The following is a 14,870-nucleotide window of genomic DNA, read 5'->3' on the forward strand; positions in this document are numbered from 1 at the left end:
GCTCGCCACCGTGCTCGGGCTGAGCCTCGCGCTGCGCTCCGGCGCCGCCCCCGCCTGCGCCGCCCCGCCGGTCGCGCTGGCCGGTGCCGGGCCGGTGGCCGCCGGGCGGCTGCCGCTGGCGGCCCCACCCACCGGGAGCACGGTCCACAAGGGAAAAGCCACCTTCTACGACTCGAAGGGGGCCGGCGGGAACTGCTCCTACCCCTCCGCCCCGGCCGACCGGATGTACGTGGCGCTCGGCCCCACCGAGTACAGCGCCGGCGCGGCCTGCGGCGGCCACCTCGACGTCACCGGCCCCCGGGGCACCGTCCGGGTCCTGATCATGGACCAGTGCCCGGAGTGCGCCCCCGGGCACGTCGACCTCTCCCGCGAGGCGTTCGCCCGGATCGCCGACCCCGTACAGGGCATCGTCAACGTCAGCTACCGCGCGGCGGTCGACCCGCCGCTGTCCGGCCCACTCACCTTCCGGATCAAGGAGGGCGCGTCGCAGTACTGGTTCGCCGTGCTGGTCGCCGGGCACGGCAACCCGCTGCGCGCCGTCGAGGTACGCCAGGGCTCCGGTGCCTGGCGTACCGCCGTCCGGCAGGACTACAACTACTGGCAGATCGACTCCGGAGCCGGGCCCGGCCCGTACGCCGTCCGGGTCACCGACGTGTACGGCCACCGCGTCACCGCCAGCGGCGTCACCATGTCCCCCGGCCGGGTCCAGCGCAGCACCGTGAAGATGTACGGCGGCAGCGCCCCCGCCGCACGGAAGAACCCGACCAGCCGGCCGTCCTCCCCGAGCCCCACCGCCAGCCCGACCCGGGCCACCGCCAGCCCGTCGGCGGTCGCCTCCTCCAGTTCGCCAGGCGCACCGCAGGTCAGCGACCCACCCGCGCTCGCCGCGTCGGAGGCGGAGCCGGGCGCGGGCCGGCCGGTCGACTGCACGTCCCGGGGCTGACTCCCGCCGGTCTTCCACCGCCGCTGCCCGCCTCGGCTCGGCGGGGCCAGCCGCGCGTCGCCTGGTCGTCGGAGCGGCCCGTCCGTCGGATGGTCAGTCCGGGGTGTCCAGGTCCCGCCACATGAGGATCTCGTCGCGGTCGTCGTCGGCTGCCACCCGCAGCGCGCCCGGCAGTCGACCCACCTCGCGGTAACCGAGCCGGTCGTAGAACCTCTCCAGGCCCAGCCCGCCGCGCACCGTCACGTGCAGCGCCCGCCAACCCAGCTCGGGCGCGCGCCGGGCGGCCTCCCGCATCAGGGCCTGCCCGTGGCCGCGCCCCTGGGTGGCCGGGTGCACCATCACCCGCTTGAGGATGCCCCAGTGCGCCTTCAAGCCGAACCGGTTGTCGGCGAGGAACAGCACCGCGACCGGTCGGTCAGCCTCGTAGCCGACCAGCATCCGGTCCGGACCGTCGGTGACGGCGGCGAAGGTGGCCTCGGCGACGGGACGTACGTCGGCGGTGGTGACCGGGGCGACGAAGCCGACCGCACCGCCGGCGTTGGTGACCTCGACCCAGAGGTCGACGATCTGCTCGCGCAGTGCGGGGGTGAGGTCGGGGTCGAGAACGAAACGCAGGCTCACCCTGCCGATCCTGCTGCGCCGACGCGTCGTGCGCCCGCGATCGTGACCCTCCCGACAGCCGGAGAACCGACCGCCAGAGATGGAGTAGGGCCGACGGGACTCGAACCCGCACTGATGCGGACCTAAACCGCATGCCTCCTGCCATTTGGGCTACGGCCCCTCACCGTGTACACCGTCACCTTCCAGGGCCATTGCGCACGGCGGCGCAGCCGTCTGCCGATCGGAAAACCGGTGGGTGTCACAGCCTTCGCATCGTAGACCACATTCGGCGAGGACACCGCCGCCCGGTTGGAACCGGCGTAGGTGGCCGTCTGGCTGTGGCAGTTCGGGCAGAGAAGCCGCAGGTTGCTGGGTTGGTTGTCGAGGAAGTCGCCGTTGATGTGATCAACGTGCAGTGTCAGCGGCCTACCTTGCCAGGTGGCCCCGACTCCGCAGGCCTCGCACTCCTCCGGCAGCCCGATGGCGGCCAAGGCCCGTTTGAGACGTGACCCCGGGACCCTCCGCCCCTCTGCACGTTTGATCAATAGTTGCGTCAGGGGTGTGCGGACTCCTCGCCCACCCTTGTTGTGTAGTCGGCCAGTGAAGTGTGACGTGTCGATGCCCAACCGTTTGAGCTGACGACTGATGTGTGCGTGGGAACCACCGCTGAACCGGACCCCGAGAATGCGCAGGACGTCGGCGACACTGCGGGACTCCGCTGCCGCCTGGGCGAGCATCTCCGGCGTGCACTTGTAACGAGTCATGCGCAGAAAGTAGCGGCGAGGTCCGACACCGTCGGCCTCCGGCCGGACGCGTTCAGTCGAGGCCGAGGTCGCGGCGCAGCTTGGCGACGTGGCCGGTGGCCTTGACGTTGTAGAACGCGTGCTCGATCTTCCCGTCCGGGTCGATGACGAAGGTGGACCGGATCACCCCGGTCACCGTACGGCCGTAGGACTGCTTCTCGCCGAAGGCGCCGTACGCGGTGAGCACCGCCTTGTCGACGTCGGCGACCAGCGGAAAGGTGATGGCGTCGCGCTCGCGGAACTTCGCCAGCTTGGCGGGCTGGTCGGGGGAGATGCCGACGACCTCGTAACCGGCGGCCTGGAGCGAGGCGAGCGAGTCACGGAAGTCGCAGGCCTGCTTGGTGCAGCCGGGGGTCATCGCGGCCGGGTAGGCGTACAGGATGACCCGGCGACCGCGCAGCGCGGCGAGGGAGAGCGTCTCCCCGGTGTCGGTGGGGAGGGTGAAGTCGGGTGCGGGGTCGCCGGGGGTGAGCCGGTCGGGCGCGGTCATGGCGACGACCCTACCGTCGGGCTGCGCCGCCCCGGCCGATCCCCGCCGGGACACCCGGGACGTTGCCCCGGTGCGCGGTCCTGCCCGGTGCGGCGCGCGCCCGTCCCGGCGTTCCCGCAGCGTGCGGTACGGCGGCCCGTTGGGGGGACCGGCGGTGTCCCGGCGGTGAACAACGCCATGCCTTGTTGCCGTGTCTTGGCAACAACCCGCATCGGGAAATAGTCTGGTCCCGCCAGCCGACTGGAGGTCCCGTGGAAACCCTGGCGATGCACATCTCGAACGGCATCATCAACGGTCCGGTCGCGGGGATCTTCGCCGCCGTCGCGCTGGCCGCCCTGACCTTCTGCGTGCTGCGCGGCCGACGTGACCTGGACGACCGGCTCGCGCCGATGGCCGGCCTGGTCGCCGCGTTCATCTTCGCCGTGCAGATGCTCAACTTCCCGATCTTCACGGCCGGGGTCTCCGGGCACCTGCTCGGTGGCGCGCTCGCCGCCCTGCTGGTCGGCCCGTGGGTCGGCGCGCTCTGCGTGTCGGTGGTGCTGATCGTGCAGGCCCTGGTCTTCGGCGACGGCGGCGTCGCGATGCTCGGCCTGAACATCACCAACATGGCGCTGCTCGGCACCGCGGCGGCGTACCTGCTGATCGCCGGCCTGCTGCGGGTGCTGCCCCGTACCCCCACCGGCCTGGCGGTGACCGCCTTCGTCTCGGCGCTGGTCAGCGTGGTCGTCGCCTCCCAGGGGTTCGTCGTGCAGTACTGGCTCGGCGGCACCACCGACCTGGGCGGCAACCTGACCGGCCTGGCCGGCACGATGGCCGGCGTCCACCTGCTGATCGGCATCGGCGAGGGGCTGATCACCGCGACCACGGTCGCGACCGTCGCCAAGGTCCGACCCGACCTGGTGTACGCGTTGCGCGCGCTGAAGCCGGCGACCGCGCCGGCCCCCGTCCCGGCTGTCGGAGGTGCCCGGTGAGGAAGCGGTCCTGGGGTTTCGTGGCGGTCGGCCTGCTGGTCGCCCTGGTGCTGGCCGGGGTGGTCAGCAACTACGCCTCGTCGCACCCCGACGGTCTGGACTCGTCGCTGCTCAGGGGCTGCACGGTGAACGCCGACGACGAGATCACCGGCGGTTCCTGCCCGGCCCAGCAGGCGAAGGGCCACGAGCTGGCCGACAGCCCGCTGGCCGACTACGGAATCCGGGGCGTGGACAACGGCTTCCTCTCCACCGGCCTGTCCGGGGTGGTCGGCGTGCTGCTCACCTTCGCCGTCGGCGGCGGCGTGTTCTGGCTGCTGCGCCGTCGTGGCCCGGCTGACGCCCCCGGCACCGGGCGGTCCCCGGCCGACGGGCGGCACGCCGGCGACCGGCAGTCCGCCGGCACCGCCGGCTGACCCGGCGGTACGACGTGGGTGCCGGACACGCGCACGTGCTCTACCGGGACACCCCCTCCCGGGTGCACCGGCTGGCACCCGAGGTGAAGATCGCCGCGATGGTGCTGTTCACCGTGGCCGTGGTGGCCACCCCGCGCGAGGCGTTCTGGGCCTTCGGCGGGTACGCCCTGCTGGTCGCCGCCGTCGCCGCGCTGGCCCGGGTCGGCCCGCGCTGGCTGCTGCTGCGCGCCACGATCGAGGTGCCGTTCGTGCTGTTCGCCGTCGCCCTGCCGTTCCTCGGGGCGGGCCCGCGCACCGAGTTCGTCGGGCTGAGCCTGTCGGTGGACGGCCTGCACGGGGCATGGAACATCGTCGCCAAGGGCACCCTGGGGGTGCTCGCGTCGCTGCTGCTGGCCGCCACGACCACCACCCGGGACCTGATCGTCGGCCTGGACCGGCTGCGCTGTCCGCAGATCATCACCCAGATCGCCACGTTCATGCTGCGCTACCTCGACGTGCTGGTCGGTGAGGCCCGCCGGATGCGGGTGGCCCGGATCTCCCGGGGTGACGACCCGCGTTTCCTGTGGCAGTTGCGGGGCTTCGCCGCCGGGGTGGGCGCGCTGTTCCTGCGGGCCTTCGAACGCGGTGAGCGGGTCTACCTCGCGATGCTCTCCCGGGGCTACACCGGGCGGATGCCGGCGGTCTGGCAGGGGGCCGGCGCGGCGACCGCGGGGCAGTGGGTGGCGGCGGCGACCGTGCCGCTGGCGGCGGTGGCGATCGCCGCCACCGCCGTCGTCCTGACATGATCGGGGACGTGCCCAACGCTGTCTCCCTGGACGTCCGTGGCCTCCGCTACGCGTACCCGGACGGTCACGTCGCCCTGGCCGGGGTGGACCTGGCCGTGCCGCGCGGCGGGCGGGTGGCCCTGCTCGGCCCGAACGGCGCGGGCAAGACCACGCTGGTGCTGCACCTCAACGGCATCCTCACCCCGACCGGGGGGTCGGTGAGCGTGGGCGGGCTGACGGTGTCCCGGGACCGGGACATCCTGGCCGAGATCCGCCGTCGGGTGGGTGTCGTCTTCCAGGACCCGGACGACCAGCTCTTCCTGCCCACGGTCGCCGAGGACGTGGCGTTCGGCCCGGCCAACCTGGGGTTGCGGGGTGCCGAGCTGGCCGCCCGGGTGGACGAGGCGTTGACCGCGGTGGGGATGGCCGAGCACCGGGACCGCGCCCCGCACCACCTGTCGTTCGGGCAGCGGCGTCGGGTGGCGGTGGCCACCGTGCTGGCGATGCGCCCGGCGATCCTGGTGCTCGACGAGCCGTCGTCCAACCTGGACCCGGCGGCCCGCCGGGAGCTGGCCGGGATCCTGCGCGCCCTGCCGGTGACCCTGCTGATGGTCACCCACGACCTGCCCTACGCGGCGGAGCTGTGCGAGCGGGCGGTCATCCTGGACGCCGGCCGGATCGTCGCCGACGCCCCCACCGTCGACCTGCTCGCCGACGCCGACCTGCTCTCCCGCCACCGCCTCGAACTGCCCTACGGCTTCCACCCCCGGCCGATCGGCTGACGACCGGGCACCCTGCGCCGGGCCGTGACCGCAGACGGGTCAGGTCCGGGCCGGCGCGGCGGCGGGCCGGGGCGCGGCGGCGCGGGCGGCGGCGTGCAGCCGGAGCAGGCCGGCGGCGACCGCCCCCACCCCGGCGACCAGCACCCCGGTCAGCAGCACCCGTGCGACGCCGCCCGACCAGGGCACCGGGGCGACGGCGCGGGACAGCACGGTCAGGTTGGCGACGCCGACGAAGAGGGCCAGGCACGCCCCGGCCAGCGCGAGCACGAAGTCGGCGGCGGGCCGGCGGGCCAACGCCCACCCCCCGGCGGCCACCGCACCCAGCCCGGTCAGCAGCGGCCAGAGCTGCCCGGCGGCCAGCCCGAGCAGCACCCCGCCGACGCCCTGCGCCCCGGCGTCCAGTTCGCGGCCGAGCACGAGGGCGACGGCGGCGGCCCCGCCGAGGGCGAGCACCCCGCCGACGCCGCGCAGCGCCCGGCTGCCCGCGTCGGTGCCGGCCGGCAGCAGTCCCGCCGCGCCGACCAGCAGCGCGCCGAGGGTGACGGCCACCCACCAGGGGTACGGGTCCGGCGGCGGCACCCAGTCGAGGGCGCCGCGCAGCTCCGCCGGCTCGTCGCCGATGCGCAGCGCGACGGTCCACTCCCGGACCCGGTGTTCCCGGCCCGGGTCGGCGGCCACCGGGGCGGGCACCCCGGATTCCCGCCACAGGGCCCGCTGGTCGTGCCAGCGGACCCGCCTGTCGTCGCCGATCCGACGCCACTGCGGGGCGGCGGCCGGGTCGGCGGTGGCGGGCAGCGCGGTGTCCCCGGCGAGGGTGCGGTTGAGGTACGTGGCGGGGGAGCGGACGTTCTCGTACACCCCGCCCGGCCCGACCCACAGGTACGGCTCCCCGGAGTAGCCGATCACCTCGACGTCCCGGCCGGTGTGGTTGACCAGTTCCAGCCGGGCGCCCGCCTCGACGGCCCGGACGGTCAGCCCCGGCCGGGCGGGCGTGATCCCGGTCACCGTGGTGCGGTAGTCGGTGCCGTCGGGGGCGTCCGCCCCGTGCGCGTACGCCGGTGCGGCGCAGCCGAGCAGGCCGAGCAGTACGGCGGTGACCAGCAGGACGGCCCGCCGCAGGGGTGCCGGGGTCACTTGCCGGCCGCCTCCACGGCCGCGGTGATGCCGGCCGGGCTGCGGTCGGACACGGCGGTGCCGTTCACCTTGATGGTCGGGGTGCCGGTGACCCCGGCCTTGCTGGCGTCGTCGGTGACGTGTTCGGTCCACGCCGTGTACGTGCCGTCCTTGACGCAGGAGCCGAAGTCGTCCTTGTTCAGCCCGACGCCCGCGCCGATGTCGATCAACTGGTCGTTGCTCAGCCCGGCGCTGCCCTCCGGCGGCTGCTGGGCGAACAGCGCGTCGGTGAACTCCTTGAACTTGCCGCCCTTCGCGGCGCAGCCGGACGCGGCCGAGGACCGGGTGGAGTATTCGGTGGTGGAGAACCGGTTGAGGTAGGCGACCGGATGGAAGACCACCCTGGCCTTGCCGGAGCTGACCAGCTGGTTGATGGTCTCCCCGCTGGTCTGCTGGAACTGCTTGCAGGCCGGGCAGAGGTAGTCCTCGTAGAGGTCGATGGTGACCGGCCCGGTGCCGAGCACGACACCGGTGCCGGCGTCGTTCGCCCCGGGCGGTGCGGTGAAGGTGTCCGACTTCTGGCTGGAGTAGACACTCCACCCGATCAGGCCGGCGATCACCAGCACCACCACCGCCCCGACGGAGGTCCAGAGGGTCCGCTTGCGGCGCTTCTCCCGGGCGAGCTGTTCGCGGACGACCCGCGCGGCCTCGTTGCGTCCCTTACGACTACTCATCGTCGTCCTCCACGGATGGGTCGCCCGCGAGCCAGCCGTCCACCGAGAACGGGGTGCGGGGCCAGATCAGCAGGAATCCGGCCAGGGCCAGGAATCCCAGGTCCCGGAGGATCTCCGGGAGGTAGCTCGGGGACTGGCCGGCGGCGAGCTGCCCGCCGCTGCCGAAGCACCCGCAGTCGATGGCCAGGCCACGGGCCCAGGCCGAGGCGATGCCGGCGATGAAGACCACCAGCAGCGCGGCGGAGATCCCGGCGCTCAGCCGGGTCGCCAGCCCGGCGAGCAGGAGCAGGCCCAACGCCAGTTCCACGAACGGCAGCGCGGCCCCGATCGCCGTCGCCACCTCGTAGGGCATCACCTGGTACGCGTTGACGGCCCGGCCGGAGGCAGCGAGGTCACCGACCTTCGTCCCGCCGGCGTACAGCCAGACGGCGGCCAGGCCGAGCCGGGCGGCGACGCCGAGCCAGGGGCGGACGAGCGGCCAGCGGCCGGCCGGGGTACGCGCGGTGGTCACCCTCATTGGTCGTCCCGCCCGGCCCGTGGGTTCCCCGGGGTGACCGGTCGCCGGGTCGCCGGCCGGGGCACCGGGGGCCGGTCGGGGCCGGGCGGCGGGCCGCTACGGCCGGTGGCGGAGGGGTCGCGGTGAGCGGGGATCACGACAAGCCAGGCTACGCGGCGTGGCGCGGGCGGGCAGGGTCGTTCGGCCCTTTCCATGGTCCCGCTCACGCCGGGAACTTTTCCCCGCCGCCGTACGACTACCTGCTCATGACGCCCCACCACCTGCGGCAGGCGCCCCGGCCGCCGTGGCTACCCCCTGCCGTCACGGGGTGGCCGGGTGGGCGTACCGGCCTGCGGTCAGCGAGCATGGCGGGATGAACGCAGTCGATCGTCGCCGGCTGGCCCGGCTGGGGGCCGCCGCCGGCCTGCTGGTCACCCTCGTCGCCCTGCTGCTCGCCCCGGCCGGGCCGGCGAGCGCCCACGCCGTGCTCTCCAGCAGCAGCCCGGTGGCTTCGTCCGTGGTGCCGAGCGCCCCGTCAGAGGTGGTGCTGACGTTCAGCGAGTCGGTCCGCAAGGTGCCCGACAAGGTACGCGTCATCGCCCCGGACGGCTCCCGCGCCGACCGGGGTGAGCCCCGCTTCGAGGGGTCGGTGGTGACGATCGGGGTGGACCCGGCCGGGCCGCAGGGCACCTACCTGGTCAGCTACCGGGTGATCTCCGCCGACAGCCACCCGGTGTCCGGGGCGTTCACCTACTCGGTGGGGGCGCCGTCGACGCCGCCGACCGACTCCGGCTCGGACAGCCGGGCCGACCCGGTGGTCGGCGTGGGCGTGAAGGTGACCAAGTACCTGGGGTACGCGGGCCTGCTGCTGGTGGTGGGTCCGGCGCTGGTGCTGGCCGCGCTCTGGCCGCTGCGGCTGTCCCGGCGGGGCCCGGCCCGGCTGCTCTGGTCCGGCGTGGGGCTGCTGGCCGTCGCGACGGTGGCCGAGGTGTGGTTGCAGGTGCCGTACACCGCCGGCGGGGGGTTGTTCGACGTCACCGGGGAGGGCCTGTCCGAGGTGTTGGGCAGCGGGTACGGCACCGCCCACCTGATCCGGCTGGGCCTGCTCGTGGCGGCGGTGTTCCTGCTCCGGCCGCTGACCCGGGGGCCGGTGGGGCGTACCGACGGGATCATCCTGACCGGGCTCGGGGTGGCCGGGCTGTTCACCTGGCCGCTGGCCGGGCACCCGGCGGCCTCCCCGGCCCCGGCGGTGTCGGTGCTCGTCGACGCGGTGCACCTGGGCAGCATGGCGGTCTGGTTGGGCGGCCTGGTGATGCTGGCCGGGTTCCTGCTGCGCCGGGCCGACGAGCGGGAGCTGGGGGCGATCCTGCCGATCTGGTCCCGCTGGGCGGCGCTGGCGGTGGCGGCGCTGCTGCTGGCCGGCGTCGTGCAGGGGCTGATCGAGGTGGCCAGCGTCGAGGCGCTCACCGGCACCACGTACGGCCGGCTGCTGCTCGCCAAGATCGGGCTGTTCGCGCTGGTGGTGGCCGTGGCCGCGTACTCCCGGCAGTTGGTGCGGCGGCGGACCGCGGCGGCCCGGCCGGTGCCGGTGCGACGCGCGGTCTGGGTGGAGTTGGCGATCACCGCGGTGATCCTGGGGGTGACGGCGACCCTGGTGCAGACCCCGCCGGCCCGGACCGCCGTCGACGGCGGTTCCGGTGCCGACGCCGGCTACTACTCGACCACGTTGACCAGTCCGATCTACTCGCTGCAGGTGGAGCTGGACCCGGCCGAACGGGGCAACAACTCGATGCACCTGTACGCCTACACGCCGGACAACCGGCCGCAGCCGGTGGTGGAGTGGAAGGCCACCGCCGCGCTGCCCTCGGCCGGGATCGAGGCGATCGACATCCCGCTGCTCAAGCTCACCGACAACCACGCGACCGGGGAGTTCAGCTTCCCGTCGGCGGGTGAGTGGCAACTGCGTTTCACAGTCCGTACGTCCGACATCGACCAGGCCACGGTGACCGCCACCGTGCCGATCAAGTAAAGAAGGGCCCGTCCCCGATGATCCGTCTCCGGCGCTCCGCATCCGCCGCCGCGCTCACCCTCGCCGCCGTCACCGCCACGGTGCTCGGCCTCGCCGGGCCGGCCGCGGCGCATGTCACGGTCAACCCGAAGGAGGCGACCCAGGGCAGCTACGGCCGGTTCGCCGTCCGGGTGCCCAACGAGAGCGACACCGCCTCCACCGTCAAGATCGAGGTGAACCTGCCGGAGAACGCCCCGGTCGGCTCGGTCTCCACGATGCCGGTGCCGGGGTGGACGGTCGCGGTGGAGAAGCGCAAGGTGGACCCGCCGATCGAGGTGCACGGCAGCCAGCTCACCGAGGCGGTGTCGAAGCTCACCTGGACGGCCGCCGCCGGTGGGGGCGTCAAGCCGGGCGAGTTCCAGGAGTTCCCGATCTCGCTCGGTCCGCTGCCGCAGGTGGACAAGATGGTCTTCAAGACGCTCCAGACCTACTCCGACGGCAACGTGTCGCGCTGGATCGAGGAGCCCACGCCGGGTGCGGAGGAGCCGGAGAACCCGGCGCCGGTGCTGACCCTGACGGCGGCTGCAGCGTCCCCCTCGGCGGCCCCGGCGGCGGGTGCGCCGGCCGCGAAGGACGACGACGATGACGACGACGCCGGTTCGACGGCGGTCGTGCTGGGTGTCGCCGGCCTGCTGGCCGGGCTCGGTGGGCTGGCCCTCGGCGGGTTGGCCTTCGCCCGGACCCGGCGGGAGCCGACGCCGAGGTCGTGACCCGTACCACCCGCACCGGCCCGTCGGACCCGGCCGGCGGGCCGGTCGCGTCGCCGCCCCGCCGCGGTGCCGGCCGGGCCCGGCCGCGGTGACGGCCCTCCGCGCGGCCGACGGGGAGGGCCGTCTCACCGGGGGATCGGTGGGCTGTGGGTCGTGACCGACTGACCCCAGATTAGCGCCAAAGGTCGAATAAGGGAATATCTGTCCTATTGGTGCTGCCGGCCGGCGGTCGGCACGGGCTCCCGCTCCCGCCTGCGCTCCCGGCGGACCGGCAGCAGCACGAGCAGCAGCAGCGCCAGCAGCACGTACTCGTTGCGCAGCAGGAACTCCCACGGGTTGTCCGTACGGGCCGGGGCCACCCCCCAGTCGTAGAACGAGACCACCCCGTAGACGATCACCAGGCCGGTGCCGGTGGCGAGGGTGAGCAGCCGCCGCCGACGGCGCGCCCCCGCCGGGGTCTGCGGGTCGGCGTCGAGCGCGGCGTCCACCAGCACCACCACCGCCGGGATGAACCAGTAGATGTGGTGGGTCCAGGTGATCGGGCTGACCAGACCGCCGACCAGCCCGGTGAGGGTGAGGCCGGTCAGCCAGTCACCGGCCCCGGCGGCGCGGGCCGCCCGCCACAACCCGTACCCCAGGATCGCCACGACCAGCACCAGCCAGAGCAGCCGGTTCGGCTCCTGCGGCGCGTCGATCCGGCTGAGCAGACCGAACAGCGACTGGTTGCCGGTGTAGTCGGTGCGCCCCACCCGGTCGGTGGCCCACAGCTCGTGGGTCCAGAACCGCCACGAGTCGCGGGGGGCCACCGCGGCGGCCAGCAGCGTCGCCGCCGCCGCCGTGACACTCGCCACCACCGCCGCCCGCCACCGCCGGGTCACCAGCAGGTAGACGATGAAGATGCCCGGGAAGAGCTTGAGCGCCGTGGCCAGCCCGACGCCCACCCCGGCCCAGCGCCGTGCCTGCGGTACGGCGAAGAGCAGGTCGGCCAGGATCAGCACCACCAGCAGCATGTTGATCTGACCGAAGGTGATCGTCTCCCGGGTGCTCTCCACCGCGAAGACCAGCAGCACCGCCACGGTGAGCGCGTACGTCCGGTGCAGGCCGTGCCGCTCGATCACCGGCAGCACCAGCCAGCGGGTGGTGACCACGACGGCGACGCAGGTCAGTGCCGTGAAGATGACGATGGTCAGGCCCAGTGGCAGCACCCCGAACGGCCGCAGCAACAGGGCGCTGAACGGCGGGTACGTGAAATACAACTCACCCTGCACCCGGTCGGGCTGCACGTAGTCGTAGAGCGGGTGCCCGGACGCCCACCAGTCCATCGCCCGCATGTAGATCTTCAGGTCGAAGAAGTCGTGCACCAGGCCCGGCAGGTAGAGCGCCGGCAGCACGGCCGCCAGCGCCAGCACCGTGACGACCCGGCGGGCCGTACGACTTCGCTGGTCCTCCGGGGTGGTGACGGGGGACGCGACGGATTCGGCGGGCACGGGGAAACCCTAGCGGTCCCACCCCGCGACAGTGCCGAGGCGCGGGTACCTGGGCTGCGCGTAGTCTGTTGCGGTGGCTGACCTTCTCGTCTGGATCGACTGTGAGATGACCGGGCTCGACCTCGGCAGCGACAAGCTGATCGAGGTGGCCGCACTGGTCACCGACCCCGACCTCAACGTGCTGGGGGAGGGCGTGGACGTGGTCATCCACGCCGACGAGGCGGCCCTGGAGGCGATGCCGGAGATCGTCCGCACCATGCACGCCAAGTCCGGGCTCACCGAGGAGGTGCGCCGCTCCACGGTCACCCTCGCCGAGGCCGAGGACATGGTCCTGGAGTACGTCACCAGCCACGTGAAGGACCCGCGTACCGCGCCGCTGTGCGGCAACTCGATCGCCACCGACCGGGGCTTCATCGCCCGGGACATGACCCGGCTCGACGCCCACCTGCACTACCGCATGATCGACGTGTCGTCGATCAAGGAGCTGTGCCGGCGCTGGTACCCCCGGGTGTACTTCGGCCAGCCGCGCAAGGGGCTGGCGCACCGGGCCCTGGCCGACATCCGGGAGAGCATCCGCGAGCTGGAGTACTACCGGCGCACCCTGTTCGTGCCGCTGCCCGGCCCGGACGTCGAGACGGCGAAGTCGATCGCGGCGCAGCTCTAGGCCGGTGCCCGCCGAAGGGCGCAACCCGCTGGACGGGCCCCGCCCGGGTGTGGCTATTATTAGTCCGCACCCGCCCGGGAAACCGGCGCGGACGGCATGGTGGCTGTAGCTCAGTTGGCAGAGCACCGGGTTGTGGTCCCGGTTGTCGTGGGTTCAATTCCCATCAGTCACCCGGTTAGTGGATGTTCTCCACCGCAGGCCCCCTCATCCGAGGGGGCCTGAGTCGTTTCCGGGCCCGAGTCGTTCCGGGCCCGCGCCGCCCAGGGGTCGGGGTGCCGTCGAAGACGGGCCGGCCCCCACCTTCAGGCGGGGGCCGGCCCGTACGGTGTGCCGCAGGGGTCAGGGCGTCGGCTCGGCGCTCGGCGTCGGCGTGTTCCCGGCGTCCGGCTGCCCGGCGTCCGGCTCGTACGGCAGGGCGCTGCCCTTGACGTACTGGTCCCAGCTCATGTTCCAGTCGGTCCAGCCGTTGCCGTTCTGGAGCTTGCGCTCGGTGCCCTTGACGGTGATCGGGTCACCGATCTTGGTGTTGGCGAACAGCCAGGCACCGTCCTTCATCGACACGTTGACGCAGCCGTGCGAGACGTTCGTGGTGCCCTGCTGCCCCTCCGACCAGGGGGCGGCGTGGATGAACTCGCCACCCCAGGTGAGCCGCTGGGCATAGTCGATCTTGGTGCGGTAGCCCTCCTCGGGGCCCAGCTCCTCCATGGTGTCGAAGACCGTCTTGCGCAGCTTCTCGATCACCACCATCGTGCCGCTGGACGAGGGGGTGCTCTTCTTGCCCAGGCTGACCGGGATGGTCTTGACGACCTTGCCGTCCTTGGTCACGGTCATCCGCTTGGTCTTGTTGTCGACCTGCATCACCACCGACGGGCCGACCTTGACGTCCACGGTCAGGTCGGAGCGGCCGTACCAGCCGCCGCCCATCGGCAGCCCACCGGCCCGCACCCGGTACGAGATCGTGGTTCCCGACTGCCAGAACTCCTTGGGCCGGTAGCGGACCTCGGTGGGGCTGACCCAGTGCCAGACGCCCTCCTGCGCGGGGGTGCTGGTGACCGTCATCCGGCGCTGTACGTCGTCGCGGTAGTCCTCGGGGACGGCCCGACCGAACTTCACGATCAGCGGCATGCCCACGCCGACCACCTGGTTGTCGCCGAGGAAGCTGGTCACCCGTACCTGCTTGTCCGGCTTGGCCATCACCGTGAAGGCACTGGTGGCCGTGGCCGGCTTGCCGTCCTCACCGGTCGCCGTGACGGTGGCGGTGTACTTCTCCCCGTACTCCAGCGTGCCGTCGGGCAGCCAGCTCGCGCCGTCCGCGGCGAGCTTGCCCTCGACGGCCTTGCCGGCGGCGTCGGTGAGCGCGACGGTGGTGTCCTTCGCATCCTTGGCGGTGAAGACGATGCCGGTGGAGGCCGGGACGTCGGTGGCGTCGGCCTTCGGCTCGGTGATCGTCGCGCTGGCCTTCGGCGCGGCCTCCTCGCCGCCGCCCTGCCAGCTCGACGGCTTGTCGCCGCCCGAACCGGTGCAGGCGGAGGTGAGGGCCAGCGCCGCGGCGAGGACCCCCGCCGCGAGCACCCGGCGACGACCGGTGCGCCCGGTCAGGTGGTCCTGGACAACTCGCATGATTCCCTCACAGTCGTGGTCCCCGATGTCCCATCGTCCCTCACAGACGCGGCGGCGCGCCCGTCGGTTGCGAAGGGTGAACTGAAACACGCCGCCGGGCGGGGTGCGATGACCATCGGTCACCGGCCCGTGCCCGTCCCGGGGGGCCCCCCGCCCCCACCCCGCACCGCGGGCCCACCCCCGCCCCCCCACCGCCCCGCCGCCCCCGCACC

16 protein-coding genes and 2 tRNA genes are annotated in these 14,870 nt (G+C 73.3%); 9 read left to right on the plus strand and 9 right to left on the minus strand.

Annotated elements, in window-relative coordinates; translation table 11 throughout:
• On the plus strand, positions 1 to 943 hold a 943-nt coding region (locus tag ACOJTC_RS24485), incomplete at its 5' end, for an expansin EXLX1 family cellulose-binding protein (RefSeq protein WP_420118651.1).
• A 93-nt stretch (positions 944 to 1,036) separates the two neighbouring features.
• Here the strand turns inward: ACOJTC_RS24485 and ACOJTC_RS24490 are convergent.
• From ACOJTC_RS24490 to bcp, 4 genes are all read right to left on the minus strand, one after another.
• A complete protein-coding gene (locus tag ACOJTC_RS24490; RefSeq protein ID WP_204927201.1) occupies positions 1,037 to 1,564 on the minus strand; it encodes a GNAT family N-acetyltransferase in 528 nt (175 codons plus the stop codon).
• Positions 1,565 to 1,649: 85 nt separating this feature from the next.
• Positions 1,650 to 1,724: transfer RNA gene (locus ACOJTC_RS24495), tRNA-Leu, on the minus strand.
• Positions 1,687 to 2,307 carry an HNH endonuclease signature motif containing protein gene (locus ACOJTC_RS24500; RefSeq protein WP_420118660.1) on the minus strand — a complete coding sequence of 207 codons (621 nt, stop codon included), beginning with the start codon at positions 2,305 to 2,307 and terminating at the stop codon, positions 1,687 to 1,689. Before ACOJTC_RS24500 ends, ACOJTC_RS24495 begins: the two co-directional genes overlap by 38 nt.
• A 52-nt stretch (positions 2,308 to 2,359) precedes the next feature.
• Positions 2,360 to 2,836, minus strand: a complete 477-nt coding sequence (gene bcp, locus ACOJTC_RS24505) for a thioredoxin-dependent thiol peroxidase (RefSeq protein ID WP_204927199.1) — start codon at positions 2,834 to 2,836, stop codon at positions 2,360 to 2,362.
• 251 nt (positions 2,837 to 3,087) lie between these two features.
• Between bcp and ACOJTC_RS24510 the strand changes: the two genes are divergently transcribed.
• From ACOJTC_RS24510 to ACOJTC_RS24525, 4 genes are read left to right on the plus strand one after another with little or no spacing between them, the layout of a single operon-like run.
• Positions 3,088 to 3,807, plus strand: coding sequence for an energy-coupling factor ABC transporter permease (locus ACOJTC_RS24510; protein WP_145918134.1), 720 nt, complete (start codon positions 3,088 to 3,090; stop codon positions 3,805 to 3,807).
• A complete protein-coding gene (locus tag ACOJTC_RS24515) occupies positions 3,804 to 4,220 on the plus strand; it encodes a PDGLE domain-containing protein (RefSeq protein ID WP_420118652.1) in 417 nt (138 codons plus the stop codon). The genes ACOJTC_RS24510 and ACOJTC_RS24515 overlap by 4 nt, the downstream gene beginning before the upstream one ends.
• 14 nt (positions 4,221 to 4,234) lie before the next feature.
• Complete coding sequence (gene cbiQ / locus ACOJTC_RS24520) at positions 4,235 to 5,005, plus strand: cobalt ECF transporter T component CbiQ (protein ID WP_420118653.1); 771 nt, start codon at positions 4,235 to 4,237, stop codon at positions 5,003 to 5,005.
• Positions 5,002 to 5,766, plus strand: a complete 765-nt coding sequence (locus tag ACOJTC_RS24525) for an energy-coupling factor ABC transporter ATP-binding protein (protein ID WP_420118654.1) — start codon at positions 5,002 to 5,004, stop codon at positions 5,764 to 5,766. The genes cbiQ and ACOJTC_RS24525 overlap by 4 nt, the downstream gene beginning before the upstream one ends.
• A gap of 39 nt (positions 5,767 to 5,805) precedes the next feature.
• On the opposite strand, the gene ACOJTC_RS24530 is transcribed toward ACOJTC_RS24525, so the two are convergent.
• Genes ACOJTC_RS24530 through ACOJTC_RS24540 form a run of 3 tightly spaced genes read right to left on the minus strand, consistent with a single transcriptional unit; the run spans position 5,806 to position 8,130 of the window.
• The gene (locus ACOJTC_RS24530; protein ID WP_420118655.1) at positions 5,806 to 6,900 is read right to left on the minus strand and encodes a hypothetical protein; all 1,095 of its coding nucleotides are present in this window, start codon (positions 6,898 to 6,900) and stop codon (positions 5,806 to 5,808) included.
• Complete coding sequence (locus ACOJTC_RS24535; protein WP_420118656.1) at positions 6,897 to 7,613, minus strand: thioredoxin domain-containing protein; 717 nt, start codon at positions 7,611 to 7,613, stop codon at positions 6,897 to 6,899. The genes ACOJTC_RS24530 and ACOJTC_RS24535 overlap by 4 nt, the downstream gene beginning before the upstream one ends.
• A complete protein-coding gene (locus ACOJTC_RS24540) occupies positions 7,606 to 8,130 on the minus strand; it encodes a MauE/DoxX family redox-associated membrane protein (RefSeq protein ID WP_420118657.1) in 525 nt (174 codons plus the stop codon). Before ACOJTC_RS24540 ends, ACOJTC_RS24535 begins: the two co-directional genes overlap by 8 nt.
• Before the next feature lie 352 nt (positions 8,131 to 8,482).
• Here ACOJTC_RS24540 and ACOJTC_RS24545 point away from each other — a divergent pair, with 352 nt between their 5' ends.
• On the plus strand, positions 8,483 to 10,138 hold the full coding sequence (locus ACOJTC_RS24545; protein WP_420118658.1) for a copper resistance CopC/CopD family protein: 1,656 nt from the start codon (positions 8,483 to 8,485) through the stop codon (positions 10,136 to 10,138).
• Between the two features lie 17 nt (positions 10,139 to 10,155).
• Entirely contained in the window at positions 10,156 to 10,887 is a 732-nt protein-coding gene (locus ACOJTC_RS24550) for a YcnI family protein (protein ID WP_420118659.1), read from the plus strand.
• A gap of 206 nt (positions 10,888 to 11,093) precedes the next feature.
• Here the strand turns inward: ACOJTC_RS24550 and ACOJTC_RS24555 are convergent, their stop codons facing one another.
• Positions 11,094 to 12,374, minus strand: a complete 1,281-nt coding sequence (locus ACOJTC_RS24555) for a glycosyltransferase family 87 protein (protein ID WP_204927190.1) — start codon at positions 12,372 to 12,374, stop codon at positions 11,094 to 11,096.
• 73 nt (positions 12,375 to 12,447) lie between these two features.
• Between ACOJTC_RS24555 and orn the strand changes: the two genes are divergently transcribed.
• Complete coding sequence (orn, locus tag ACOJTC_RS24560; protein ID WP_204927189.1) at positions 12,448 to 13,038, plus strand: oligoribonuclease; 591 nt, start codon at positions 12,448 to 12,450, stop codon at positions 13,036 to 13,038.
• A 99-nt stretch (positions 13,039 to 13,137) separates the two neighbouring features.
• Positions 13,138 to 13,210 (plus strand) — tRNA-His (locus ACOJTC_RS24565).
• A gap of 167 nt (positions 13,211 to 13,377) precedes the next feature.
• Here ACOJTC_RS24565 and ACOJTC_RS24570 read toward each other — a convergent pair.
• Positions 13,378 to 14,658 carry a L,D-transpeptidase gene (locus ACOJTC_RS24570; protein ID WP_357934422.1) on the minus strand — a complete coding sequence of 427 codons (1,281 nt, stop codon included), beginning with the start codon at positions 14,656 to 14,658 and terminating at the stop codon, positions 13,378 to 13,380.
• Positions 14,659 to 14,870: the final 212 nt, after the last annotated feature.

Origin of the sequence: Micromonospora sp., from assembly GCF_048594385.1 — a bacterium.
Taxonomy (GTDB): Bacteria; Actinomycetota; Actinomycetes; order Mycobacteriales; family Micromonosporaceae; genus Micromonospora; species Micromonospora wenchangensis.

Excerpts from the sequence above, each read along its gene's own strand:
- ACOJTC_RS24500 (WP_420118660.1), bottom strand. The coding sequence starts at position 2,307 with ATGACTCGTTACAAGTGCACGCCGGAGATGCTCGCCCAGGCGGCAGCG.
- bcp (WP_204927199.1), bottom strand. The coding sequence starts at position 2,836 with ATGACCGCGCCCGACCGGCTCACCCCCGGCGACCCCGCACCCGACTTC.
- ACOJTC_RS24525 (WP_420118654.1), top strand. The coding sequence starts at position 5,002 with ATGATCGGGGACGTGCCCAACGCTGTCTCCCTGGACGTCCGTGGCCTC.
- ACOJTC_RS24535 (WP_420118656.1), bottom strand. The coding sequence starts at position 7,613 with ATGAGTAGTCGTAAGGGACGCAACGAGGCCGCGCGGGTCGTCCGCGAA.
- ACOJTC_RS24540 (WP_420118657.1), bottom strand. The coding sequence starts at position 8,130 with ATGAGGGTGACCACCGCGCGTACCCCGGCCGGCCGCTGGCCGCTCGTC.
- ACOJTC_RS24545 (WP_420118658.1), top strand. The coding sequence starts at position 8,483 with ATGAACGCAGTCGATCGTCGCCGGCTGGCCCGGCTGGGGGCCGCCGCC.
- ACOJTC_RS24550 (WP_420118659.1), top strand. The coding sequence starts at position 10,156 with ATGATCCGTCTCCGGCGCTCCGCATCCGCCGCCGCGCTCACCCTCGCC.
- ACOJTC_RS24570 (WP_357934422.1), bottom strand. The coding sequence starts at position 14,658 with ATGCGAGTTGTCCAGGACCACCTGACCGGGCGCACCGGTCGTCGCCGG.